A 17,458-nucleotide genomic window follows, 5' to 3' on the forward strand; every position below is an offset into this window, starting at 1 on the left:
TCTTATAGCTCGAAATTCTTGTTTATATATTCCCACTTCTTGTCGCGGGAAGCTGTTATCACCTGTATATCCTCATCTGTGAGGTGCCTGAAGCGGCCCTGCTTTTTCAGGTAGGAGGTCACGTCTGTGAACTCCTTCGGCTTATGATTGAGCCTGAACGTGCCGTTTTCGTATTCGGCAAGATACCACAGTCCGCAGTCAACTACTTCCTTTGCAATGTCAACTGTGGCGTCTGGAGCAACTCCCCAGCCTGTGGGACACGGCGCGATAACATGGATATACTTTGTGCCCTGTATCTGTGAAGCCTTCTGCACCTTCTGTATGAAGTCATAGATATAGCCCACGCTTGCAGTTGCAGCATAGGGGATATCATGTGCCGCAGCTATCTCGAACATATTCTTCTTGGGACGGATATTTCCGTGGATATTCGCTCCTGCGGGAGTGGTCGTTGTCTTGGCGCCGAAGGGTGTGAGACCGCTTTTCTGTATGCCCGTGTTCATGTAGGCTTCGTTGTCGTAGCAGATATAGATGATGTTGTCGTTGCGGTCGATAGCTCCCGAAAGAGCCTGTATACCGATGTCAGCGGTACCTCCGTCACCTGCAAAGCCAACTGCCGTGAAGTCCTTGTATCCTCTTGCGCGGAGACCTGCTTCAACTCCCGTAAGCATGGAAGCTGTGCCCGCAAAGGTGGAGATAATGGAATTGTTGGAGAAGCACAGCTGCGGAAAGTTGAAGCCTACCGCAGACATACAGCCTGCGGGAAGCACCGATACTGCCTTGGGTCCGAGGACCTTAAGTGCAGCTCTTACAGCAAGGCTTCCGCCGCAGCCTGCACAGGCTTTGTGTCCGTAGAAAAATTCCTCACGTGATATGCTTTCTGCAACCTTATTTGCCATTGCCTCCGCCTCCTATTCCGATAAAATTGACACTTTCCGTGCCCTTTGCGATACTTGTGTATATATTTTCAATGTCGCCTGCGGAGATATTCTTTCCTCCGAGACCGCCGATAAAATTGCAGCCCTTTACGTCAATCCCTGCCTTTTTCAGCGCGGAGTTGACGTTCGTGAAAACTGTGCCCTCGTTACCGAAGCTGATATCCTTTTCGAGAACTGCATATGCCTTTGCATTTCGCAATACATCGGCAATTTCTTCATTCGGGAAGGGCCTCATATAACGTATGCGGACAACTCCTGCCTTTACGCCCTGCTCGCGGAGCTTATCCGCAGTTTCACGGCACAGACCTGCGATGCTTCCGAGAGTAACTATGATATATTCAGCATCATCTGTGAGGTAATTCTCGGTCAGACCTGTGTAGTGCCTGCCGAATATCCTCGCAAAATCAGCCTCGACTTCCTTCACGACCTCTGCCGCCGCAAGCAGTCCCTTGTGCTCCTTGTACTTGAAGATGAAGTTTGTGTCGGGACCTGCCGAAAATGCCATATTCTTGGGGGTCTCGAAGTCTATGCGGTTGTCGGTCTCATAGGGCGGGAGGAAGCTGTCTGCCTGCTCGTGAGTGGGGATATCCACTGTTTCGTATGTATGCGTGAGCACAAATCCGTCAAGATTTGCCATATATGGCGTCTGTACCCGCTTATCCTCGGCAATTTTATAGCTCATAAGCGCAAGGTCGAGAGCCTCCTGAGCATTCTCTGCGTAGGACTGTATCCAGCCGCTGTCAAGCTGTGAAAGGCTGTCACGCTGATCGCCGTAAATGTTCCACGGGAGAGCTGTTGAACGGTCGGCATTCATCATAACAATGGGGAAGCGTCCGCCTGCCGCGTAATAGAGACATTCCGCCATGTAGAGAAGTCCCTGTGAGGAGGTCGCCGTGAAGGCTCTCGCACCTGCCGCACTTGCTCCTATAGCACATGAAAGCGCAGAATGTTCGGACTCAACATGAACGTACTCGGCGCTGAGACTGCCATCCTCAACCATTTCCGAAAGCCGCTCCACAACTATGGTCTGCGGAGTTATGGGATATGCGGATATGACCTGCGGACGTGCAAGGCGAATGCCCTCGGCAAATGCCTCGTTGCCTGATAAGAATTTTCTGCTCATTTGCGCTCCGCCTCCATTTCTATTGCACCAATTTTGCATATTTTCGCACATATGCCGCAGCCCTTGCAGAAATCGTAATCAATGACAGCTTTGCCGTCATTAATGGATATAACTCCATCGGGGCAGTAGAGATAACACTGCTCGCAGCCCACGCACTTTGCTGTATCGATAACAGGTCTTATGCTTCTCCAGCCGCTGTTGACAGTGGTGAGGTAGCCTGCCTCAAAGGACGTATTCTCGGGGACTTCGTCAAAAGTGAAGCCCGTCTTTTCTCTGACGTAGGGTCTCATTCCGCCACCTCCTGCACAGCCTTAAGAAGAGCGCTTATGTTGCGCTCATGTATTTTCGCGGGCATATAGCCCTTTATAGCTTCAACAGCCTCATCTGCCGCAACTACTCCCGAAAGTCCCGCGAGAAGTCCGAACATTACGGTGTTTGCGGTAGGGAGCCTGAAGTCGGCTGCGATCTTATCGGCATCAAAGGTGAGAGCGCCGTCAATGTTATTTTTTGAGTTTACTATAATAGTCCCTGTGGACTTCAGAAGTCCCTGAAGCTGAGGAATGTAAAGCGTATCGTCAAGTATTACGATATAGTCTGCCTTTTCGGTCTGGCTTCTGTCCACAACAGGCTTTGTATCAAGCTTTGTGAATGCCCTCACAGGTGCGCCGCGTCTCTCGGGACCGAATGAGGGGAATGCAAGTGCGTATTTGTTGTCGTCATCTATAGTATATGCCGCTCCGAGAAGCTTTGCAGCAGTGAATGCACCCTGTCCGCCGCGTCCGAGCCATATTATTTCATGCATAGAAGTTCTCCTATCATTTTAGTATGTTTTGATTATACACCTATCCGCATATTCTGTCCAATACATGGCTTTTATGCGGAGCTATAGCCTCAGTCTATATGAAGATAGGTTTTTATCTCGCGGATATATATTTCCGCCATTTTGCTGAGGATAACATTTTTCAGCGTGATATAGCCTATTTCCATTACCTCCTCGGACTCGTCCTCAAATGGCACGGCTATGTAGTCAGAGCCGTTGAGCTCCTCACAGATAATACCCGAGCAAAGAGTATAGCCGTTAAGACCTATCATCAGATTAAGCATGGTCGCACGGTCGTTGGCTTTGATAGTACGCTGATAGTCGGCTGTACTGAGCAGCTCCTCTGCGAGATAGAAGGTGCTGTTGTCGCCCTGCTCGAATGAAAGGCAGGGATAGTCCGCAAGCTGCTCAAAGGTTATTTTTTTCTCCTTTGCAAGTGGGTGACCTTTCCAGAGATAGACGAACGGGCTGCATTTCGTAAGGGTATGGAATTCAAGACCGTTTGAATGGAGCAGCTTCGTTATGGACTTGCGGTTGAAATCATTGAGATAGATTATGCCTATCTCGCTCCTCAGATTTGCAACGTCGCTGATTACCTCCGCGGTCTTGGTCTCGCGGACAGCAAACTCGTACTCCGCAGTGTCGAACTCCTTGACCATTTCCACAAAAGCCTTTACAGCAAAGGAATAGTGCTGAGTCGATACTCCGAACTTTTTCTTGACATTGCCCCTGCCGCTGTATTTTTCCGAGAGCACGTCGAACTGTCCCACGACCTGACGGGCGTACTGAACGAACTCCACACCGTCATTGGTAAGGGTAACTCCTCTGCCGCTTCGGTTGAATATCTTTATTCCGATCTCCTTTTCAAGCTCCTGCACCGATGAGGTCAGTGACGGCTGTGAAACGTAAAGCTGTTCCGCAGCCTTGTTCATTGAGCCTGTTGAGGATATTGCAAGTATGTATTTAAGCTGCTGTAAAGTCATTGTGTACCTCCGTTTTATTCTCATTTGAGGACTTTCGGGCGGATAATATCCGCCCCTACTATGTTGATTCGTACCGTTCCGAAGATGTGGGCTCGCGGAGAAAGACTTGCCGTCCATACAGGTAAGCAAGCTTGCGAGCGTCCGCGTGAACCGCCCGCGGGGGCTCCCCGCTAATCAAAGAGCCCTGTGCTGAAATAGCGGTCGCCGCGGTCGGGGAAAACAGTGACGATATTGCCCTTTGCGCCGCTTTTTACAAGTTTAAGCACCGCTGCCATGGCTGCTCCCGAGGACGAGCCTGCGATAATTCCCTCGGTCCTTGTGAGAAGTCTTGAAGTTTCAAACGCTTCCTCATCGTTTACCTTGATAACATCGTCCACAAGGGACATATCCATGGTATCTGCTATGAAGTCGTTGCCTATGCCCTCTATGTTGTAATCAGCGTGTTCACCGCCGCCCATTGTTGAGCCCACAGGATCTGCAAGAATTCCCTTTGCATTGGGTACGCGCTCCTTGATATAGCGGAGTATTCCCGTGTAAGTGCCGCCGCTGCCCGCACCTGCCGCAACATAGTCGATATGACCGTCGAGAGCTTCGTATATCTCACGTCCTGTAGTCTCATAGTGTGCGAGCGGATTGCTCTGATTTTTGAACTGCTCCAGCGATATGGAATCGGGTATCTGCGCCTTTATTTCCTCTGCCTTTGCGACTGCTCCCAGCATACCCAGCTCACGGGGAGTATTCACTACCTCAGCGCCGAGAGCACGGAGCAGAGCCTGCTTTTCAGCCGAAAACTTCGTGGGGACTACAAATATTATTTTGTAGCCGCGGTTAAGTGCCGCAAATGCTATTCCAAGCCCTGTATTGCCTGCGGTAGCTTCGACGATGGTGCTGCCCTTTTTCAGCAGTCCCTTTTTCTCGGCGTCGTTTATCATGTACAGACCTGTGCGGTCCTTGACGCTGCCCGAGGGATTGTAAAGCTCAAGCTTTGCGAAAACATTCACGCCCTCGTCCTGTACTATATTTCCGAGTCTCACAAGGGGAGTATTGCCGATGAGGGACTGCATTGAATCAAAGTATCTCATATCTATTATCTCACTTTCTCTCGGATTTTGCAATAGCCTGTTCGATATCCGCGATAATATCCTCAACATTCTCGATACCTACCGAAAGACGGATAAGTCCGTCAGTGATACCTACTTTTTTGCGGATATCGGCAGGAATGGAAGCGTGTGTCATCGTTGCAGGGTGGCATACGAGGGACTCCACGCCGCCGAGGCTCTCAGCCAGCGAAACAAGCTCAAGGCTCTCGAAGAAAGTGTTTATATCGTAGTTTTCGTGAAGCTCGAAGGATATCATTGCACCGCCGTTTTTAGCCTGCTTTTGGTTTGTCTCATAGCCTTTGTCGCTTTTAAGTCCCGGGTAGTATATGTTCTTTACAGCCTTGTGTTTCGAGAAGAAGTTTGCTACTGCCTTTGCATTCTCAACGTGTCTGTCCATGCGTACCGCAAGAGTTTTTATGCCGCGGATAAGCAGGAATGAGTCAAAGGGTCCGAGGACTCCGCCTGTGGAATTTTGTATGAAAGCTATCTTCTCCGCAAGCTCCTTGGAATTAACGACTGCAAGACCCGAAACCACGTCACTGTGACCGCCGAGGTACTTCGTTGCGCTGTGTACGACGATATCCGCGCCCAGTTCAAGGGGCTTCTGCAAATAAGGCGTCATGAAAGTATTGTCTACGATAACGAGAAGTCCGTGTCTGTGGGATACCTCTGCTACAGCCTTTATGTTCGTAACTGTCATAAGCGGATTTGCAGGGCTCTCAATGATGACAGCCTTTACATCGGCGGTTATCTGACTTTCGTAAACGTCGGGGTGCTCCGTATCGGCAATGGTATAGGTAAAGCCGAAGTGGTCAAATACCTTGCTCAGCAGACGGAATGTCCCGCCGTAGACGTTGCTCGAGATAAGAATTCTGTCGCCGCTGTGGAGCAGACTGAGAACTGCTGTGAGAGCTGCCATTCCCGAACCGAAAGCAAATCCCGCATAGCCGCCTTCGAGGTCTCTGATGAGAGCTTCAAGAGCTTCACGGGTGGGATTGCCCGTGCGCGAATACTCATAGCCGCGCATTTTTCCGAGACCGTCCTGCTTGTAGGTTGAGGTCTGATATATCGGCACATTTACTGCGCCTGTACGTTCGTCAATGGAGATGCCTCCGTGGATAAGTGCTGTTTCTGTATTTTTATAGTTACTCATAATAATTTCTCCTTTAATGATTTGGGACGTCGAGTGACTCCCTGCTGTGCAGGGAGATGTCAGCAAAGCTGACAGAGGGTACGTGCAGCCGTTAGCCGCGCCGTCCCCTGCAAATTCCCTTTGTAGGGGCGGGTTCCGCTCGCCCGTGAATATATCAATTTTATGCGGGCGCAGGTCAAGCGCCCCTACACGCCGTAAATGTCAGCGATATCATAATTACGCATTACGAATTATGCATTACGAATTATTCATAGTCATAGCCTGCGGTATATGTCGCCGATATCAGGCTCACGTTCTCAAATGCTTTTAAGTCGTCCTGCCGTCCGTCGAAATACTCCCTCTGTACTTTTTCAGGCGGCATATAAGCGTCTATCTGAAAGCCGAGGGAGTACAATGCACGGGAAACCTCATTGTAATCGTAGCCGCCCCGCATTACCTCTCCGAGGGCTTCCGTCATCTTTTCGAGCCTTTCGACTCTGCGGGGGAAAGCTCCCGTCTTTATGGGATAATCGAACACAAGTCCGCTCCCGAGAGCCGAGAGCTCAGCCATTTGCCCGAGCGTATCCGTGAACACATCAAGTGTCAGGTAATAGGTAACTCCCAGTATGCTGAAAAATGTCTTTTTTGCAGGATCAAAGCCTGCTTCGAGGAGCTTGTCACACATTCGCTCCTTCTCGAAATCAACGGGAACAAAGTGTACGTTGGAACGGATATTCCATTCGAGCTCCCTTATCTTTTCAAGCTTGTAGCGCTGAGTGTCGGGGTGGTCGATCTCAAATATCTCTATATCGTCATTGTCGTTGCGGAATGAAAATGTATCCGAACCCGCGCCGCAGATGACGTACTGTACATTTCCGTTTTCCCTTGCGAAGTCCGCAAGTCTGCTCTCGCTGAAGTGTATCCTAGACAGCGGTATGGGAGCAAAATACTCAGTGATTATCTGCTCCGTGTCCTCACGTGAGAACTTCTGCGAGCCGTCAAGCCCGCTGCTGATGAGCTCATATATGCTGTCATATTCCTCCTTGCCAAGCATATCGTAGGCAAGGTAATCGTCGTATATCTTCTGCCGTGAACGGTTGGAGTGCCAAGCCCTCACAAACGCACATATCTTAGCTGTAACGCTTTCTCTTTCATTGACCATAAAAACCTCCGGAATATAAAAAAGCGCGGAATGCATAACGCACTCCACGCATAACAGCTTACGCCGTACTTACTCAATGACATCAAAAAAAGCGCAACATCGCTGAGCATAAGTAAGCGGAATGCGTGGGTACATCATATTACACATACAACAACACATCATGTAAGTTCTCATGTTCAGCCATCCTTTCTATCAATTCATTGTATTCCTATCGGAACTATATGTATTGTAACATATAACTGCGGCAATGTCAATAGGCTCAGGCTATATTCGGCGATAGTTATAGAATTGTCCTATTATTCTTATAGTCTTTGTAGATTTTGCAAGAGTGCACCCAATAAACATGCTCCCTTGCTTCCTTGCACTCTTGAACGATTTAAATCACTAAAGTACATTGCATAGAATATATAGCAAGAGTGCAAGAGAGCAAGAGTGCAAGAGAGCAAGAGGGCAAGGGAGCAAGAGTGCAAGAGTGCAAGAGTGCAGGAGGGAAGAAAGTGAGAAATAGTACTGCAAATAAAAAAGCCAAAGAACAAAAAAGTCCTTTGGCATATTTTAATGTTTCCAGCGAAGCAGTCGGTTCTGGAGCTTGTTGAACAGGAATGTCACAGCAATTACCACAAAACCGATAACGAGAAGTCCTGTTATTGTACGTGTGTAGTCTCCGAAGTCGGAGTAGTATTTTACGTAGTAGCCCATTCCGTCCCTTGCGCCTATCATCTCCGCAGATGTGAGAAGTATGAAGGATACGCTCAGTCCCTGATTGCAGCCGAGGAATATCTGCTGCAAGGAAGCAGGAAGAATGACCCTGAACAGCATTTCGGGCTTGCTTACATTGAGCACCTTTGCCGAGTCGATTATCTTCTTGTCAACTCCCAGTACACCGCTCATTGTGCCTGCAAATACAGGCCAGAATGTTGCAAGGAAGATAACGAATACGGATACCGACTTGAATGTGGGGAGAAGTGCTATTCCGTAGGGAATGTAGACTATAGGCGGTATTGAGCTGAAAAACTTTGTGATGTATGTGGCAGCTCCGCCCACTCTTGCGCTCCAGCCGATGAAAAGTCCGAGAGGTATCGCAACGGCAGCCGCAAGCAGGAAGCCCTTAACAGTTGTTCCGAGAGAGCTTGCTATATTTGTTAAAATAGCCGACTTGTCCTCAGTGAACTGGTGTATCACCTTACCGGGTGCAGGGAAAAGAAGATCGTTGAGGATATTGTATTTCGCCGTAGCCAGTGACCATACTCCTAAAAGCACGAACACAAATCCGGTGATATCGAGGAGAAGTGAAAGGCTTTCCTCTTTTTTGATGAATGAGGAAGCTGCAAGAACGATGATCTCAAGTCCCGCTGCAAAGGCTATGAGAGAGCCTGTGAATACTTCCTTTGCTGACCTGTCGGGGAGCAGCTGTATGAGCAGAAGTGCTGTGAACAGCAGATGTGTGATACGGAAATAGCGCTTTTTCAGCGTCATAGCACCACCTCATCTCCGCCGATACGCTCGGCAATGTCATTGTAAAGAAGCGAGAGCAGTCTGTTGCGGAATTTACCGTATTCGTCCGTCTTTACCAAGTCCTCGCGTCTGCGGGGACGCTCAAAGGGCACGTTCACAACTTCGTTCACAGTACCCGGGTGAGCTGTGAGAACTACTATCTTGTCTGAAAGAAGTATAGCCTCGTCAATATCGTGGGTAACGAATACAACAGTCTTGCGGGGCTCAGAGCCGTCGCCCTCCCAGAGCCTCAGAAGAAGCTCCTGTAAGATCACGCGGTTCTTGGCGTCGATAGCGCTGAAGGGCTCGTCCATGAGAAGAATCTCCGTATCCATTGCAAGAGCTCTTGCAATAGCTGCTCTCTGCTGCATACCGCCCGAAAGCTGTGAGGGGAACTTGTTCCCGAAGCCTGTAAGTCCGACCTTTGTGAGAAATTCGTCAGCTATCTTAGCACGTTCGCTGCGCTTGATATCGTGACGGGACTGCTTTATGCCGAACTCAATGTTTTTTCTTGTGGTCATCCACGGAAACAGTGAATAATGCTGGAAAACTACTCCGCGCTCTGTACCTGTGCCGTGAAGCTCCTTGCCGTTTATCTGTACAGAGCCTCCCGCAGGGGCATAAAGCCCCTCCAGAACGCTGAGCAGAGTTGATTTACCGCAGCCGCTTGCACCGATAACGCTTACGAACTCGCCGTCAGCAACGCCGAAGGAAACGTCATGGAGTGCGTTGAAGCTGCGCTTGTTTTCTGTGTAATTTACGGTAAGGTCTTTTATCTCTATCTTATTCGTAGTCATTGAAATGCTCCTCTAACGATTTGTAAATATCATCGGAGTTCTCAGCTAAGATGCTTTCAAGAGCCTTTTTGTATATGTCTGTGTTGTAGTAGGGCTCGATGTCGTAATCATTTGTATATCCAAGCTCTATAATAGTATCTTTAAGAGTGAGCGTACCCTGCTTGTCAGGGTCCGGGCTCGATACGCTGTATCCGCCGTAAACCTCTGTGTTTATGAACTCCTCGTCGATGTCAATGTACTTCTTTACGTCCTTGATGGTCTTATCGTGATCGGACTGAGTGAAGTGATATGCCTTGATGAAAGCTCTCTCAACAGCTGTAAATGTATTGGGATTGTCATTGAGAGCCGATGTCTTTGCGACCTGACGGCAGCAAGGCTGATTTTCAAGTGCCTTTTCGTGAGCGCAGTAGTAAACTACCTTGTAGCCCTGTGACTTTGCAAGTGAAGCGTAGGGTGAATAAACCGAAGCAGCGTCTATAGAGCTGTTGAGAAGTGCTGCATAAGCGTCCTTCTGACTGTCAAAGTAAACGATATTTACCTTGTCATCGCCCTCGCCTATCTCTATATGTGCATTTTTCAGAAGTATCTGAAGTTCCGCGTCCTGAACGCTGTTCTTTACAGAAGCGACATTTCTGCCCTTGAGTATCTCAACGCCAAGCTCGTCCTTGTCTGCGAACTCCGACTTGATAACATAGCCGTGACCGTTTGTCATTGCTCCGCCGAAAATGGAAACATCGTGTCCCTGGCTCTGGAATGTGAGTGTAGGTACTGAACCGATGAACGCAACGTCAAGCTTGTCGGACTCAAGTCCGTTCACAAGCTCTGCCGCACTGGAGAACTGAGTGAGAGTAACTTTAAGTCCCTCTTCCTTGAAGTAGCCCTCCTCCTGTGCGACGAATGCAAGGAGATGTGCTGTGGAGTTGAGGTAACCGATGTTGATATCTGTTTTCTCGGGAGCTCCGAGTACAGCTTCCGCACTGTCGCCGCAGCAGTCAGCGACTTCATCCTTGCAGCAGTCCTTATCCTTGTCCTTGCAGCAGTCTTTTTCCTCAGCCTCAGCGTCACCCGAAGCATTGTATGTTGCCTCATTTGTTGAGGAAGCACTATCCTTTGAGTTATCCGAAGAGCTGTTGAAAGCTCCGCAGCCTGTGAGCAGCGATAAAGCTGCAATTATAGAAACAAATTTTATTTTATTATTCATATTTATCACCTTTCATATTCAAAAAACTTATCATTCATTCGGACTTATCGGATGCAACATCGCATTCGCTCTGAGTTGGTGATGTGTCTGTAATTTTTCATGTTTTTTCACTCCTTGTTTTTCTCTGTGAACTAATCATACCATATCCATAGGTATTTGTCCAATACTCAAACTCTATGATTGATTATAGGAACAGGCTATTACCTGAGACGATAAGCGAAAAGGTGAAGCACAGACAAGTCCGCTTCAACAACAGATACGGCATCGCACTTGCCGCCGCCCTTTACACTGCAAAGGATATTGACAAGTCTGAAAAATATCCTGCAATCGTCGTGGGCGCACCCTACGGCGGAGTATAGGAGCAGGGGACTTGTGTTTATGCCAATGAACTCGCACAAAGGGGCTTTGTAGTTCTGTATAATCACTACAGGGCGTTCATTCGTCCGTTCCGGTTTATAAATCAAAAAAGTACGGTACCACTGAAAAACAGGAGAGAAAAGTGTATTTCTGTGTAAAATAGTATTGATGTAATAAATAAAAAGAGTTTATACATCAAAAGTATAAGCTCTTTTCATACTATTTATTCCCTGTTTTTAAGTACCTCAGCAGGTGATATTTTCTTTATTTTCCCTATGAGGAGCTTGTTTATAACTGCATATATAAGTATCACCGCACAATAAATAAGTACATACAAATACCACGGAAATGCAAGCTTCATAGAACACGCAACATTCGGGATAAAGCTCGGGAATATCATATCCATAGCCTTTTTTGCGAGCGGTACAGCTATTGCCGCTCCCACTGCAACTACAAATAAGATACAGCGACCTTATCTCCTTCGGGCGATAGCCGAAAATCTTGATAAGAGATATTCCCATAGCCGATCTGTCTATCATAACTCCCAGCATAAGATACATGACTACGCAGAATATAACAGTACCTGCAATTACGAGCGTTGATACAAGCTGCTTATTGCCAATATGGAGTTTGTGTACGGCAGATAAACTGAGGGAGGAATGGAAATGGACAAGCGTAACAGGAAAAAGAAAACCGTAAGCGATACCGTTTGCGAGATACACAAATTCAGCGGCTATGCCGTTCTGAGCAACTGCTTCGTGCGGTCTGCTAATATCGGCTGTCCGGCTATCGGTCTGCTCGGCAGAGTTATGGACTTGCCTCCGACATGGAACTTCTCTAAGGCATGGCTTATTGCACTGTGTCCTGACGGTGAGACAGCGATCGACAGCGCTCTGAACGACCTGAAAGAATGGGGCTACCTTTAGATTGAGGTCAAGATGCCGAATGAGAACCCGACAGGCAGGATTCAGACAGTCTACAAGTTCTATGAGTATTCAGCGAAGGATACATCTATCCCTCAGTACGACTATGAGCTTGAAACCTTTACGGTGGATAACGCTGTGCTGAACCGTGTCAAAAAGGTCGGCAACTTCACCATGATCAGCAGTAAGCTCCTGCGGAACAAGGAAATCCCCAATAAGCTCCTCGGCTTTCTTCTCAAAGTGCTTTCTCTGCCTGACTACTGGAATTTCTCCATGTCAGGACTGAAAGCTATCTGCAAAGAGGGCAAAACTGCTGTGCATAACGCTGTGAATAAACTCATTGATATGGGCTAACTTGTACGCACCCAGCTTCGCTCCAATGAGAGCGTTCATAACTGCTTTGAGTATGTGTACAGCTTTTTCGATGTTCCCGTCAGCAAGGAAGAAGCGGACGAGCTTGAAGCTGAAACCAGACGGAAGGCGATCACGATCCGTGAGGACGGCAAAGCGAAAGCTGCTGTTTCTTCTACGGACGAAAAACAGGGGGTGGAAAACCCGTATCTGGACATTCCGCCTGCTGAAACTCCGCTGTCTGAAAATCAGGGACAATATAATACTTACAATTCAATAAAAAGAAATTCATTACTGTGTGATAAATCCTCTATCATTTCTGCGGCGAAAAGCCAACTTTCAACATTTCGTGTGTTGAAAAATTCTCTGAAAGAGTGACTGACGGATATAACGCAGAAGCAGTTGAATATTACACGGAAGTTATCAGAGATTAGCAAGCGTAAATGTGCTTGGCTGCTCAATAACGGGATAATACCCTGCACCGACAGTTGCCAGAAAACTCGCCGCTACGCTGTGAAGCTCGATGATGTAATAGCATATATAATCGACCTGACCACGAATCCTCAAAATCATAATTATCCGATAGGAGCATTTACTTCAAAACCTACGCAATTATTGATAATGCCGCAGAAACTGCCAGAAGTCTTCCGTGAACTGCTTATCGACGAATGGTTCGACGTACCTGACGTTCTGACCATATCTGATGTTGCAGACATAACAGGTTATACTCCGAATGCCGTAGACCGCTGGATCGTGAAAGGCATCCTCCGCTCGGTTATAGTTCAGACAGGTATCATTACCTGCCGTGATTGGCTCATCGACTTCTACTGCAGTGACGGATATAACATAGTTAAGAAGGTCGATAAGCATAGGAAATTGCTCAGGAAACTATTGATTTAATAGCCATTCTGTGATATAATATTAAAAACATCACTGCACAAAGGAGGAGATTCTATGTCTAAAATAATCAATATCAACGGTATGGCTGTAAAGGTCATAGATAATACCGAAAAACAAGAAACGCTTTCTCAGGAAGATAAAGACATGGATATCAGAGCAAAGGAAGCTGTAAAAGCTGCACTTGAGAAAGCCAAAGTATGCAAGAAGCCAATTGCTCGCTATGACATAGAAACCAAGAGAGCATATATTGAGGACGCGGAAGGCAATAGAAGATATGTTGAATAAAAAGCCCATGATACTTGTATTCGCCGGTCCAAACGGCTCAGGCAAGAGTACGATCACACAGTATTTCGATAAAGTCGGAACATACACTAATGCCGATGAAATTGTAGCCGCTACAGGTATGAGTAATGAAGAAGCTGCCGTCTTTGCTGATAAGAAAAGATATGAAGCAATCGAAGCTAAGGAAGATTTCACCTTTGAAACTGTATTATCATCACACTACAAACTGGATATTCTCAGAAAAGCTAAAGAAAGCGGCTATTTTATAAAGTGCATATTCGTATTGACAAATGATCCGATGATAAATGTCTCCCGAGTTGAAACAAGAGTGGCCTCGGGCGGTCACAATGTTGATAAGGACAAAATAATCTCAAGGTATTATAAGTCGTTAGCCAATATCAAGCAGATTATCGAGCTCTGTGATATACTTCATGTTTACGATAACACTTCTGAACCTGTGCGAATCATCAGAAAGCACAAGGCTGATTTTTCAATATTTCCTAATGACCAATGGCCTGTTGAAAGAATAGTCAATTTAATAAGCTAATAAATATACATAACGCTCAGGAATTATCCTGAGCGTTTGTTATATCATCTTGGTCGGTATCTTGGTCGCTAACTTGGTCGGTCGAGCGACTAACATTTTCCATCTATTTACTTATATCAGCAATCAGGACGACTCTCCTGTCCGTAACGGTGAACGGCGTTTTATATTCAGCCACATGACCATCCCTGAAAATAAGCTATGTGCGTATTATACCATAGAATAGATAAATAATCAAGTTTACATGTGAGGAAATGGTTATTGTTCCTTTAAACCTCATGTGCTTCTATTCTTTCTGCACGAATGGCTTTATCATCATAATCATTTTTTAGAACGCCCGTAAGCGAATCGGTGAGAAAAGAAACGCTTGATTTATGAGAAACAAGCCTTGCAGCTTCATTTTCGTTATTGAGAATAACGCTCTTATCATGCATCAATTGCTCGCCGCTGTGCAGGGCTATGAGCTGTTCACCCATTATTTCTTTCATCAGCTCAAAGGCAGGGATACCTGTGCAGTGACCGCTGTAAAAGACGGTATCGAGCTGAGAAAGCTCCTGTGCTGTCTGAACGATGACAGACTTTTCTTCCTCAGTATGTTCGCCGTCCTTTTTCATCATGTGGAATCCTGTGATAACATAATCCGGATATCCTGCAAACAGTTCCTTGTATCGGTCAAGGATATTGAGAATACCGTTATGGGAACAGCCGGACAGAAGCCAGCGTTTGCCATTTTGAGTGATAACAAGACATTGCTCGTGGCAGAAATCGTCCTCGGTTTTTACACCGTCTTTCAGACAGGACAGCTTTCTGTTTCCCTGCGGATAGCACCGCCTGCCTGTGATACCGCTGAACAGGAACAGCTCGTCGTCAATCTTCATATCGCCTTCTATCAGCCGCACATTCGGCAGTTCAAGTATAGCCTTATCGATACCGATGTAGCGTTCGCCGTTGTAGTGAGGCTCGGCAGCTTTCCTCTGCATGATTATCTGAGCGGTGTGGTTTATTTGCGAGAACGGCAGGATACCACCGGAATGGTCGTAGTGACCGTGACAGAGTATCACTGTATCCACTGCGGACAGGTCTATCCCAAGAACTTCCGCATTCTTTACAACTGCGTTGGTCTGTCCAGTATCAAGCAGCAGCTTGTGCTTCTCAGTCTCGATATAAAGCGAAAGCCCATGCTCGGCTATACAGCCTTCAAGTCCGCAGGTGTTCTCAACAAGTGTGATTATCTTCATCAGTGCTTACCGCAGCCGTGGTCTCCACAGGAATGTCCCTCGCCGTGCTCGTGGTGGTGGTCACAGGTAGGATTCTCATTCTGAACAAGCGTCTGTGATAGGAAAGCTGCTACGGCTTCATCGGCACTGCCCATATTTCCTCCGTAGAGTGCGATGCCAGCCTCCTGCATAGCCATCTGTGCGCCTCCGCCGATACCTCCGCAGATCAGAACGTCAGCCTGTGCGTTTTTCAGAAATCCTGCAAGAGCACCGTGTCCTGCACCCATTGTTCCAACTACCTGCTCGTTGATTATCTTTCCGTCAGCAACGTCATAGAGCTTGAACTGCTCTGTCCTGCCGAAGTGCTGAAAGATCTGTCCGTTTTCATAGGTTACTGCGATTCTCATAATTGTGCTTCCTTTCTGAGGTATCTCCTCTGAGATCGTGTTGTCAAGAGTATAATTTCCGCCCGAAATGACGATGCGTCTGCCCTCGATCAAAGCCTGAGCGAGTTTTTTTCTTGCGGAGTCATAGATCGCCGTGACAGTAGTCCTTGCCACGTTCATCTCCTGAGCGCATTGCTCCTGCGTCTTTGACTGATAATCTATAAGTCTTATCGTTTCAAACTCGTCAAGGGACATAATGACTTTATCATTGGCTGTATCCTGATCGGGCGCAAAGCTCCAGTAATCGGGATAACAGCAGATACGGCGCGACTTTTGTGGTCTTGGCATATCAGCATCTCCTTTCTGACTTATGTCGATTATAGCGTATTTATTGACTTATGTCAAGTATATTCTTGTCGTTTTAAGATATTGACGGATTTTGCTTCATTTGGTATAATTTTTCTGTAGGAGTGATACCATGAATAAGAATCTTGATCTGTTCCTGACCTTTATGAAGATCGGGGCGTTTACATTTGGCGGCGGTTATGCAATGATCCCGCTGATACAGCGTGAGGTCTGTGACAATAAAAAATGGCTGAATGAGGACGATATACTTGAAGTTGTTGCAATAGCGGAATCAACACCGGGTCCGGTTGCAATCAATGCTGCTACCTTTGTAGGCAGCCGTACCGCCGGAACGCTCGGTGCTGTCTGCGCAACGCTCGGCGTTGTCCTGCCGTCGTTTCTGATAATATCCGTGATCTCCTCTGTTCTGAAAGCATTTCAGGAGTCAAAAGCTGTGCAGTATGCCTTTATGGGTATCCGTGCAGGTGTTCTTGCATTGATACTCAAAGCGGTATATACCATGTTCATGGCGACTAAAAAACACGCTGTTTCCTATGTTATCATGGCAGCGGCATTGGTGCTGACTGCTTTTCTGAAAATAGATGCCGTATTTGTCATCATCGGATGCGGATTGTTCGGTCTGCTGTGGTCAATCCTGAACAGAAAGGAGCAGAGCGATGATATGGATTGAGCTGTTTTTGACCTTCCTGAAGATCGGTGCGTTTACGTTCGGCGGCGGATATGCAATGCTTCCTCTGATACAGAGCGAAGTCGAGCGTCACGGCTGGCTTACGCAGGCGGAGGTCGTGGATTTCATTGCTGTAAGTGAAAGCACACCCGGACCTCTTGCAGTCAATATGGCGACCTTTGTAGGTATCAGAACAGGCGGTATTTTAGGGGCGATAATAGCTACCCTCGGTATAGTTTTGCCGTCCTTTATCATCATACTTATCATCGCAAAGTGCTTTGAAAAGTACAAGAAAAGCAAAGCGGTGGGCGGTATCATGTCAGGCTTGAAACCTGCTGTTGTCGGAATGATAGGTGCAGCCTTTATATCTGTTGCGAGGACGGTATTCTTCCCAGCAGGTTTGAGTGTATCTGTTTTTTCTTCTGCGAGCTTATGGGTATTTCTCGGATTATTCGCTGTTACTACCGTGCTTGCGTTCAAAAAGGTACACCCGATCAAGATCATTCTGCTGTCTGCGGTAATAGGTGTAGGTGCAGGGTACGGATTGGGATTATAATAGAATTCAGAAAAACATATTGACATTTTTCTATGCGTATGATATAATATAGAAAATTTTCAATGTGAGGTGAGAACGTGGAGTTATCAAACAAGCAGATCACGGTAATATTCAAAGCCCTGTGTGATGAAAACAGAGTTCAGATATTCAGAATTCTGCAAA

General features: G+C 47.0%; 24 protein-coding genes. 9 read left to right on the top strand and 15 right to left on the bottom strand.

Translation table 11 applies throughout. The annotated features are described in order from the left end of the window. Positions 1-2: 2 nt before the first annotated feature. The 11 genes from Q0R37_RS05780 to Q0R37_RS05830 form a co-directional block, all read right to left on the bottom strand. Positions 3-896 carry a thiamine pyrophosphate-dependent enzyme gene (locus tag Q0R37_RS05780; protein ID WP_294752366.1) on the bottom strand — a complete coding sequence of 298 codons (894 nt, stop codon included), beginning with the start codon at positions 894-896 and terminating at the stop codon, positions 3-5. Beyond that, complete coding sequence (locus Q0R37_RS05785; RefSeq protein WP_294752368.1) at positions 886-2,058, bottom strand: transketolase C-terminal domain-containing protein; 1,173 nt, start codon at positions 2,056-2,058, stop codon at positions 886-888. Before Q0R37_RS05785 ends, Q0R37_RS05780 begins: the two co-directional genes overlap by 11 nt. Next, positions 2,055-2,348, bottom strand: coding sequence for a 4Fe-4S binding protein (locus tag Q0R37_RS05790; protein ID WP_294752370.1), 294 nt, complete (start codon positions 2,346-2,348; stop codon positions 2,055-2,057). Before Q0R37_RS05790 ends, Q0R37_RS05785 begins: the two co-directional genes overlap by 4 nt. Then, positions 2,345-2,860 carry a 2-oxoacid:acceptor oxidoreductase family protein gene (locus Q0R37_RS05795; RefSeq protein ID WP_294752372.1) on the bottom strand — a complete coding sequence of 172 codons (516 nt, stop codon included), beginning with the start codon at positions 2,858-2,860 and terminating at the stop codon, positions 2,345-2,347. Before Q0R37_RS05795 ends, Q0R37_RS05790 begins: the two co-directional genes overlap by 4 nt. An 89-nt stretch (positions 2,861-2,949) precedes the next feature. Beyond that, positions 2,950-3,861 (bottom strand): LysR family transcriptional regulator, encoded by a 912-nt coding sequence (locus Q0R37_RS05800; RefSeq protein WP_294752374.1) that lies wholly within the window; start codon positions 3,859-3,861, stop codon positions 2,950-2,952. A 170-nt stretch (positions 3,862-4,031) separates the two neighbouring features. After that, positions 4,032-4,943: a cysteine synthase family protein gene (locus Q0R37_RS05805; RefSeq protein WP_294752376.1), complete on the bottom strand. Its 912-nt coding sequence runs from the start codon at positions 4,941-4,943 to the stop codon at positions 4,032-4,034. A gap of 10 nt (positions 4,944-4,953) precedes the next feature. After that, the gene (locus tag Q0R37_RS05810; protein WP_294752378.1) at positions 4,954-6,114 is read right to left on the bottom strand and encodes a PLP-dependent aspartate aminotransferase family protein; all 1,161 of its coding nucleotides are present in this window, start codon (positions 6,112-6,114) and stop codon (positions 4,954-4,956) included. A 244-nt stretch (positions 6,115-6,358) separates the two neighbouring features. Further along, positions 6,359-7,255, bottom strand: a complete 897-nt coding sequence (locus Q0R37_RS05815) for a class I SAM-dependent methyltransferase (RefSeq protein WP_294752380.1) — start codon at positions 7,253-7,255, stop codon at positions 6,359-6,361. A 555-nt stretch (positions 7,256-7,810) separates the two neighbouring features. Next, positions 7,811-8,731, bottom strand: coding sequence for an ABC transporter permease subunit (locus tag Q0R37_RS05820; protein ID WP_294752382.1), 921 nt, complete (start codon positions 8,729-8,731; stop codon positions 7,811-7,813). After that, the gene (locus Q0R37_RS05825; protein ID WP_294752384.1) at positions 8,728-9,546 is read right to left on the bottom strand and encodes an ABC transporter ATP-binding protein; all 819 of its coding nucleotides are present in this window, start codon (positions 9,544-9,546) and stop codon (positions 8,728-8,730) included. Before Q0R37_RS05825 ends, Q0R37_RS05820 begins: the two co-directional genes overlap by 4 nt. Continuing rightward, the gene (locus Q0R37_RS05830; RefSeq protein ID WP_294752385.1) at positions 9,533-10,747 is read right to left on the bottom strand and encodes an ABC transporter substrate-binding protein; all 1,215 of its coding nucleotides are present in this window, start codon (positions 10,745-10,747) and stop codon (positions 9,533-9,535) included. Before Q0R37_RS05830 ends, Q0R37_RS05825 begins: the two co-directional genes overlap by 14 nt. 224 nt (positions 10,748-10,971) lie before the next feature. On the opposite strand from Q0R37_RS05830, the gene Q0R37_RS05835 reads away from it, so the two are divergent. Further along, positions 10,972-11,106 (top strand): hypothetical protein, encoded by a 135-nt coding sequence (locus Q0R37_RS05835; RefSeq protein WP_294752387.1) that lies wholly within the window; start codon positions 10,972-10,974, stop codon positions 11,104-11,106. A 221-nt stretch (positions 11,107-11,327) separates the two neighbouring features. Here the strand turns inward: Q0R37_RS05835 and Q0R37_RS05840 are convergent, their stop codons facing one another. Next, positions 11,328-11,510: a hypothetical protein gene (locus Q0R37_RS05840; RefSeq protein WP_294752389.1), complete on the bottom strand. Its 183-nt coding sequence runs from the start codon at positions 11,508-11,510 to the stop codon at positions 11,328-11,330. Positions 11,511-11,769: 259 nt separating this feature from the next. Between Q0R37_RS05840 and Q0R37_RS05845 the strand changes: the two genes are divergently transcribed. Genes Q0R37_RS05845 through Q0R37_RS05855 form a run of 3 tightly spaced genes read left to right on the top strand, consistent with a single transcriptional unit; the run spans position 11,770 to position 12,756 of the window. After that, complete coding sequence (locus Q0R37_RS05845) at positions 11,770-12,030, top strand: hypothetical protein (RefSeq protein WP_294752390.1); 261 nt, start codon at positions 11,770-11,772, stop codon at positions 12,028-12,030. A gap of 12 nt (positions 12,031-12,042) precedes the next feature. Then, positions 12,043-12,381, top strand: a complete 339-nt coding sequence (locus Q0R37_RS05850) for a hypothetical protein (RefSeq protein ID WP_294752391.1) — start codon at positions 12,043-12,045, stop codon at positions 12,379-12,381. A 54-nt stretch (positions 12,382-12,435) separates the two neighbouring features. Next, the gene (locus tag Q0R37_RS05855; RefSeq protein ID WP_294752392.1) at positions 12,436-12,756 is read left to right on the top strand and encodes a hypothetical protein; all 321 of its coding nucleotides are present in this window, start codon (positions 12,436-12,438) and stop codon (positions 12,754-12,756) included. 45 nt (positions 12,757-12,801) lie between these two features. Here Q0R37_RS05855 and Q0R37_RS05860 read toward each other — a convergent pair whose 3' ends face one another. Continuing rightward, positions 12,802-12,945 carry a hypothetical protein gene (locus Q0R37_RS05860; protein WP_294752394.1) on the bottom strand — a complete coding sequence of 48 codons (144 nt, stop codon included), beginning with the start codon at positions 12,943-12,945 and terminating at the stop codon, positions 12,802-12,804. A gap of 54 nt (positions 12,946-12,999) precedes the next feature. Here Q0R37_RS05860 and Q0R37_RS05865 point away from each other — a divergent pair, with 54 nt between their 5' ends. The 3 genes from Q0R37_RS05865 to Q0R37_RS05875 are packed head-to-tail and all read left to right on the top strand — an operon-like array spanning position 13,000 to position 14,107. After that, on the top strand, positions 13,000-13,278 hold the full coding sequence (locus Q0R37_RS05865) for a hypothetical protein (RefSeq protein WP_294752396.1): 279 nt from the start codon (positions 13,000-13,002) through the stop codon (positions 13,276-13,278). A 54-nt stretch (positions 13,279-13,332) separates the two neighbouring features. Next, positions 13,333-13,563, top strand: coding sequence for a hypothetical protein (locus Q0R37_RS05870; RefSeq protein ID WP_294752397.1), 231 nt, complete (start codon positions 13,333-13,335; stop codon positions 13,561-13,563). After that, positions 13,553-14,107, top strand: coding sequence for a zeta toxin family protein (locus Q0R37_RS05875; protein WP_294752398.1), 555 nt, complete (start codon positions 13,553-13,555; stop codon positions 14,105-14,107). The genes Q0R37_RS05870 and Q0R37_RS05875 overlap by 11 nt, the downstream gene beginning before the upstream one ends. 266 nt (positions 14,108-14,373) lie before the next feature. On the opposite strand, the gene Q0R37_RS05880 is transcribed toward Q0R37_RS05875, so the two are convergent. Continuing rightward, positions 14,374-15,342: an MBL fold metallo-hydrolase gene (locus Q0R37_RS05880; protein WP_366517401.1), complete on the bottom strand. Its 969-nt coding sequence runs from the start codon at positions 15,340-15,342 to the stop codon at positions 14,374-14,376. Then, the gene (locus Q0R37_RS05885; RefSeq protein ID WP_294752399.1) at positions 15,342-16,055 is read right to left on the bottom strand and encodes a DUF134 domain-containing protein; all 714 of its coding nucleotides are present in this window, start codon (positions 16,053-16,055) and stop codon (positions 15,342-15,344) included. Before Q0R37_RS05885 ends, Q0R37_RS05880 begins: the two co-directional genes overlap by 1 nt. 130 nt (positions 16,056-16,185) lie before the next feature. Here Q0R37_RS05885 and Q0R37_RS05890 point away from each other — a divergent pair, with 130 nt between their 5' ends. Together Q0R37_RS05890 and Q0R37_RS05895 are read left to right on the top strand one after the other, a co-directional pair. Further along, on the top strand, positions 16,186-16,743 hold the full coding sequence (locus Q0R37_RS05890) for a chromate transporter (protein ID WP_294752400.1): 558 nt from the start codon (positions 16,186-16,188) through the stop codon (positions 16,741-16,743). Then, positions 16,730-17,296, top strand: a complete 567-nt coding sequence (locus tag Q0R37_RS05895) for a chromate transporter (protein WP_294752401.1) — start codon at positions 16,730-16,732, stop codon at positions 17,294-17,296. Before Q0R37_RS05890 ends, Q0R37_RS05895 begins: the two co-directional genes overlap by 14 nt. Positions 17,297-17,458 lie beyond the last annotated feature (162 nt).

This window comes from uncultured Ruminococcus sp. (assembly GCF_946415235.1).
Taxonomy (GTDB): Bacteria; Bacillota; Clostridia; order Oscillospirales; family Ruminococcaceae; genus Ruminococcus.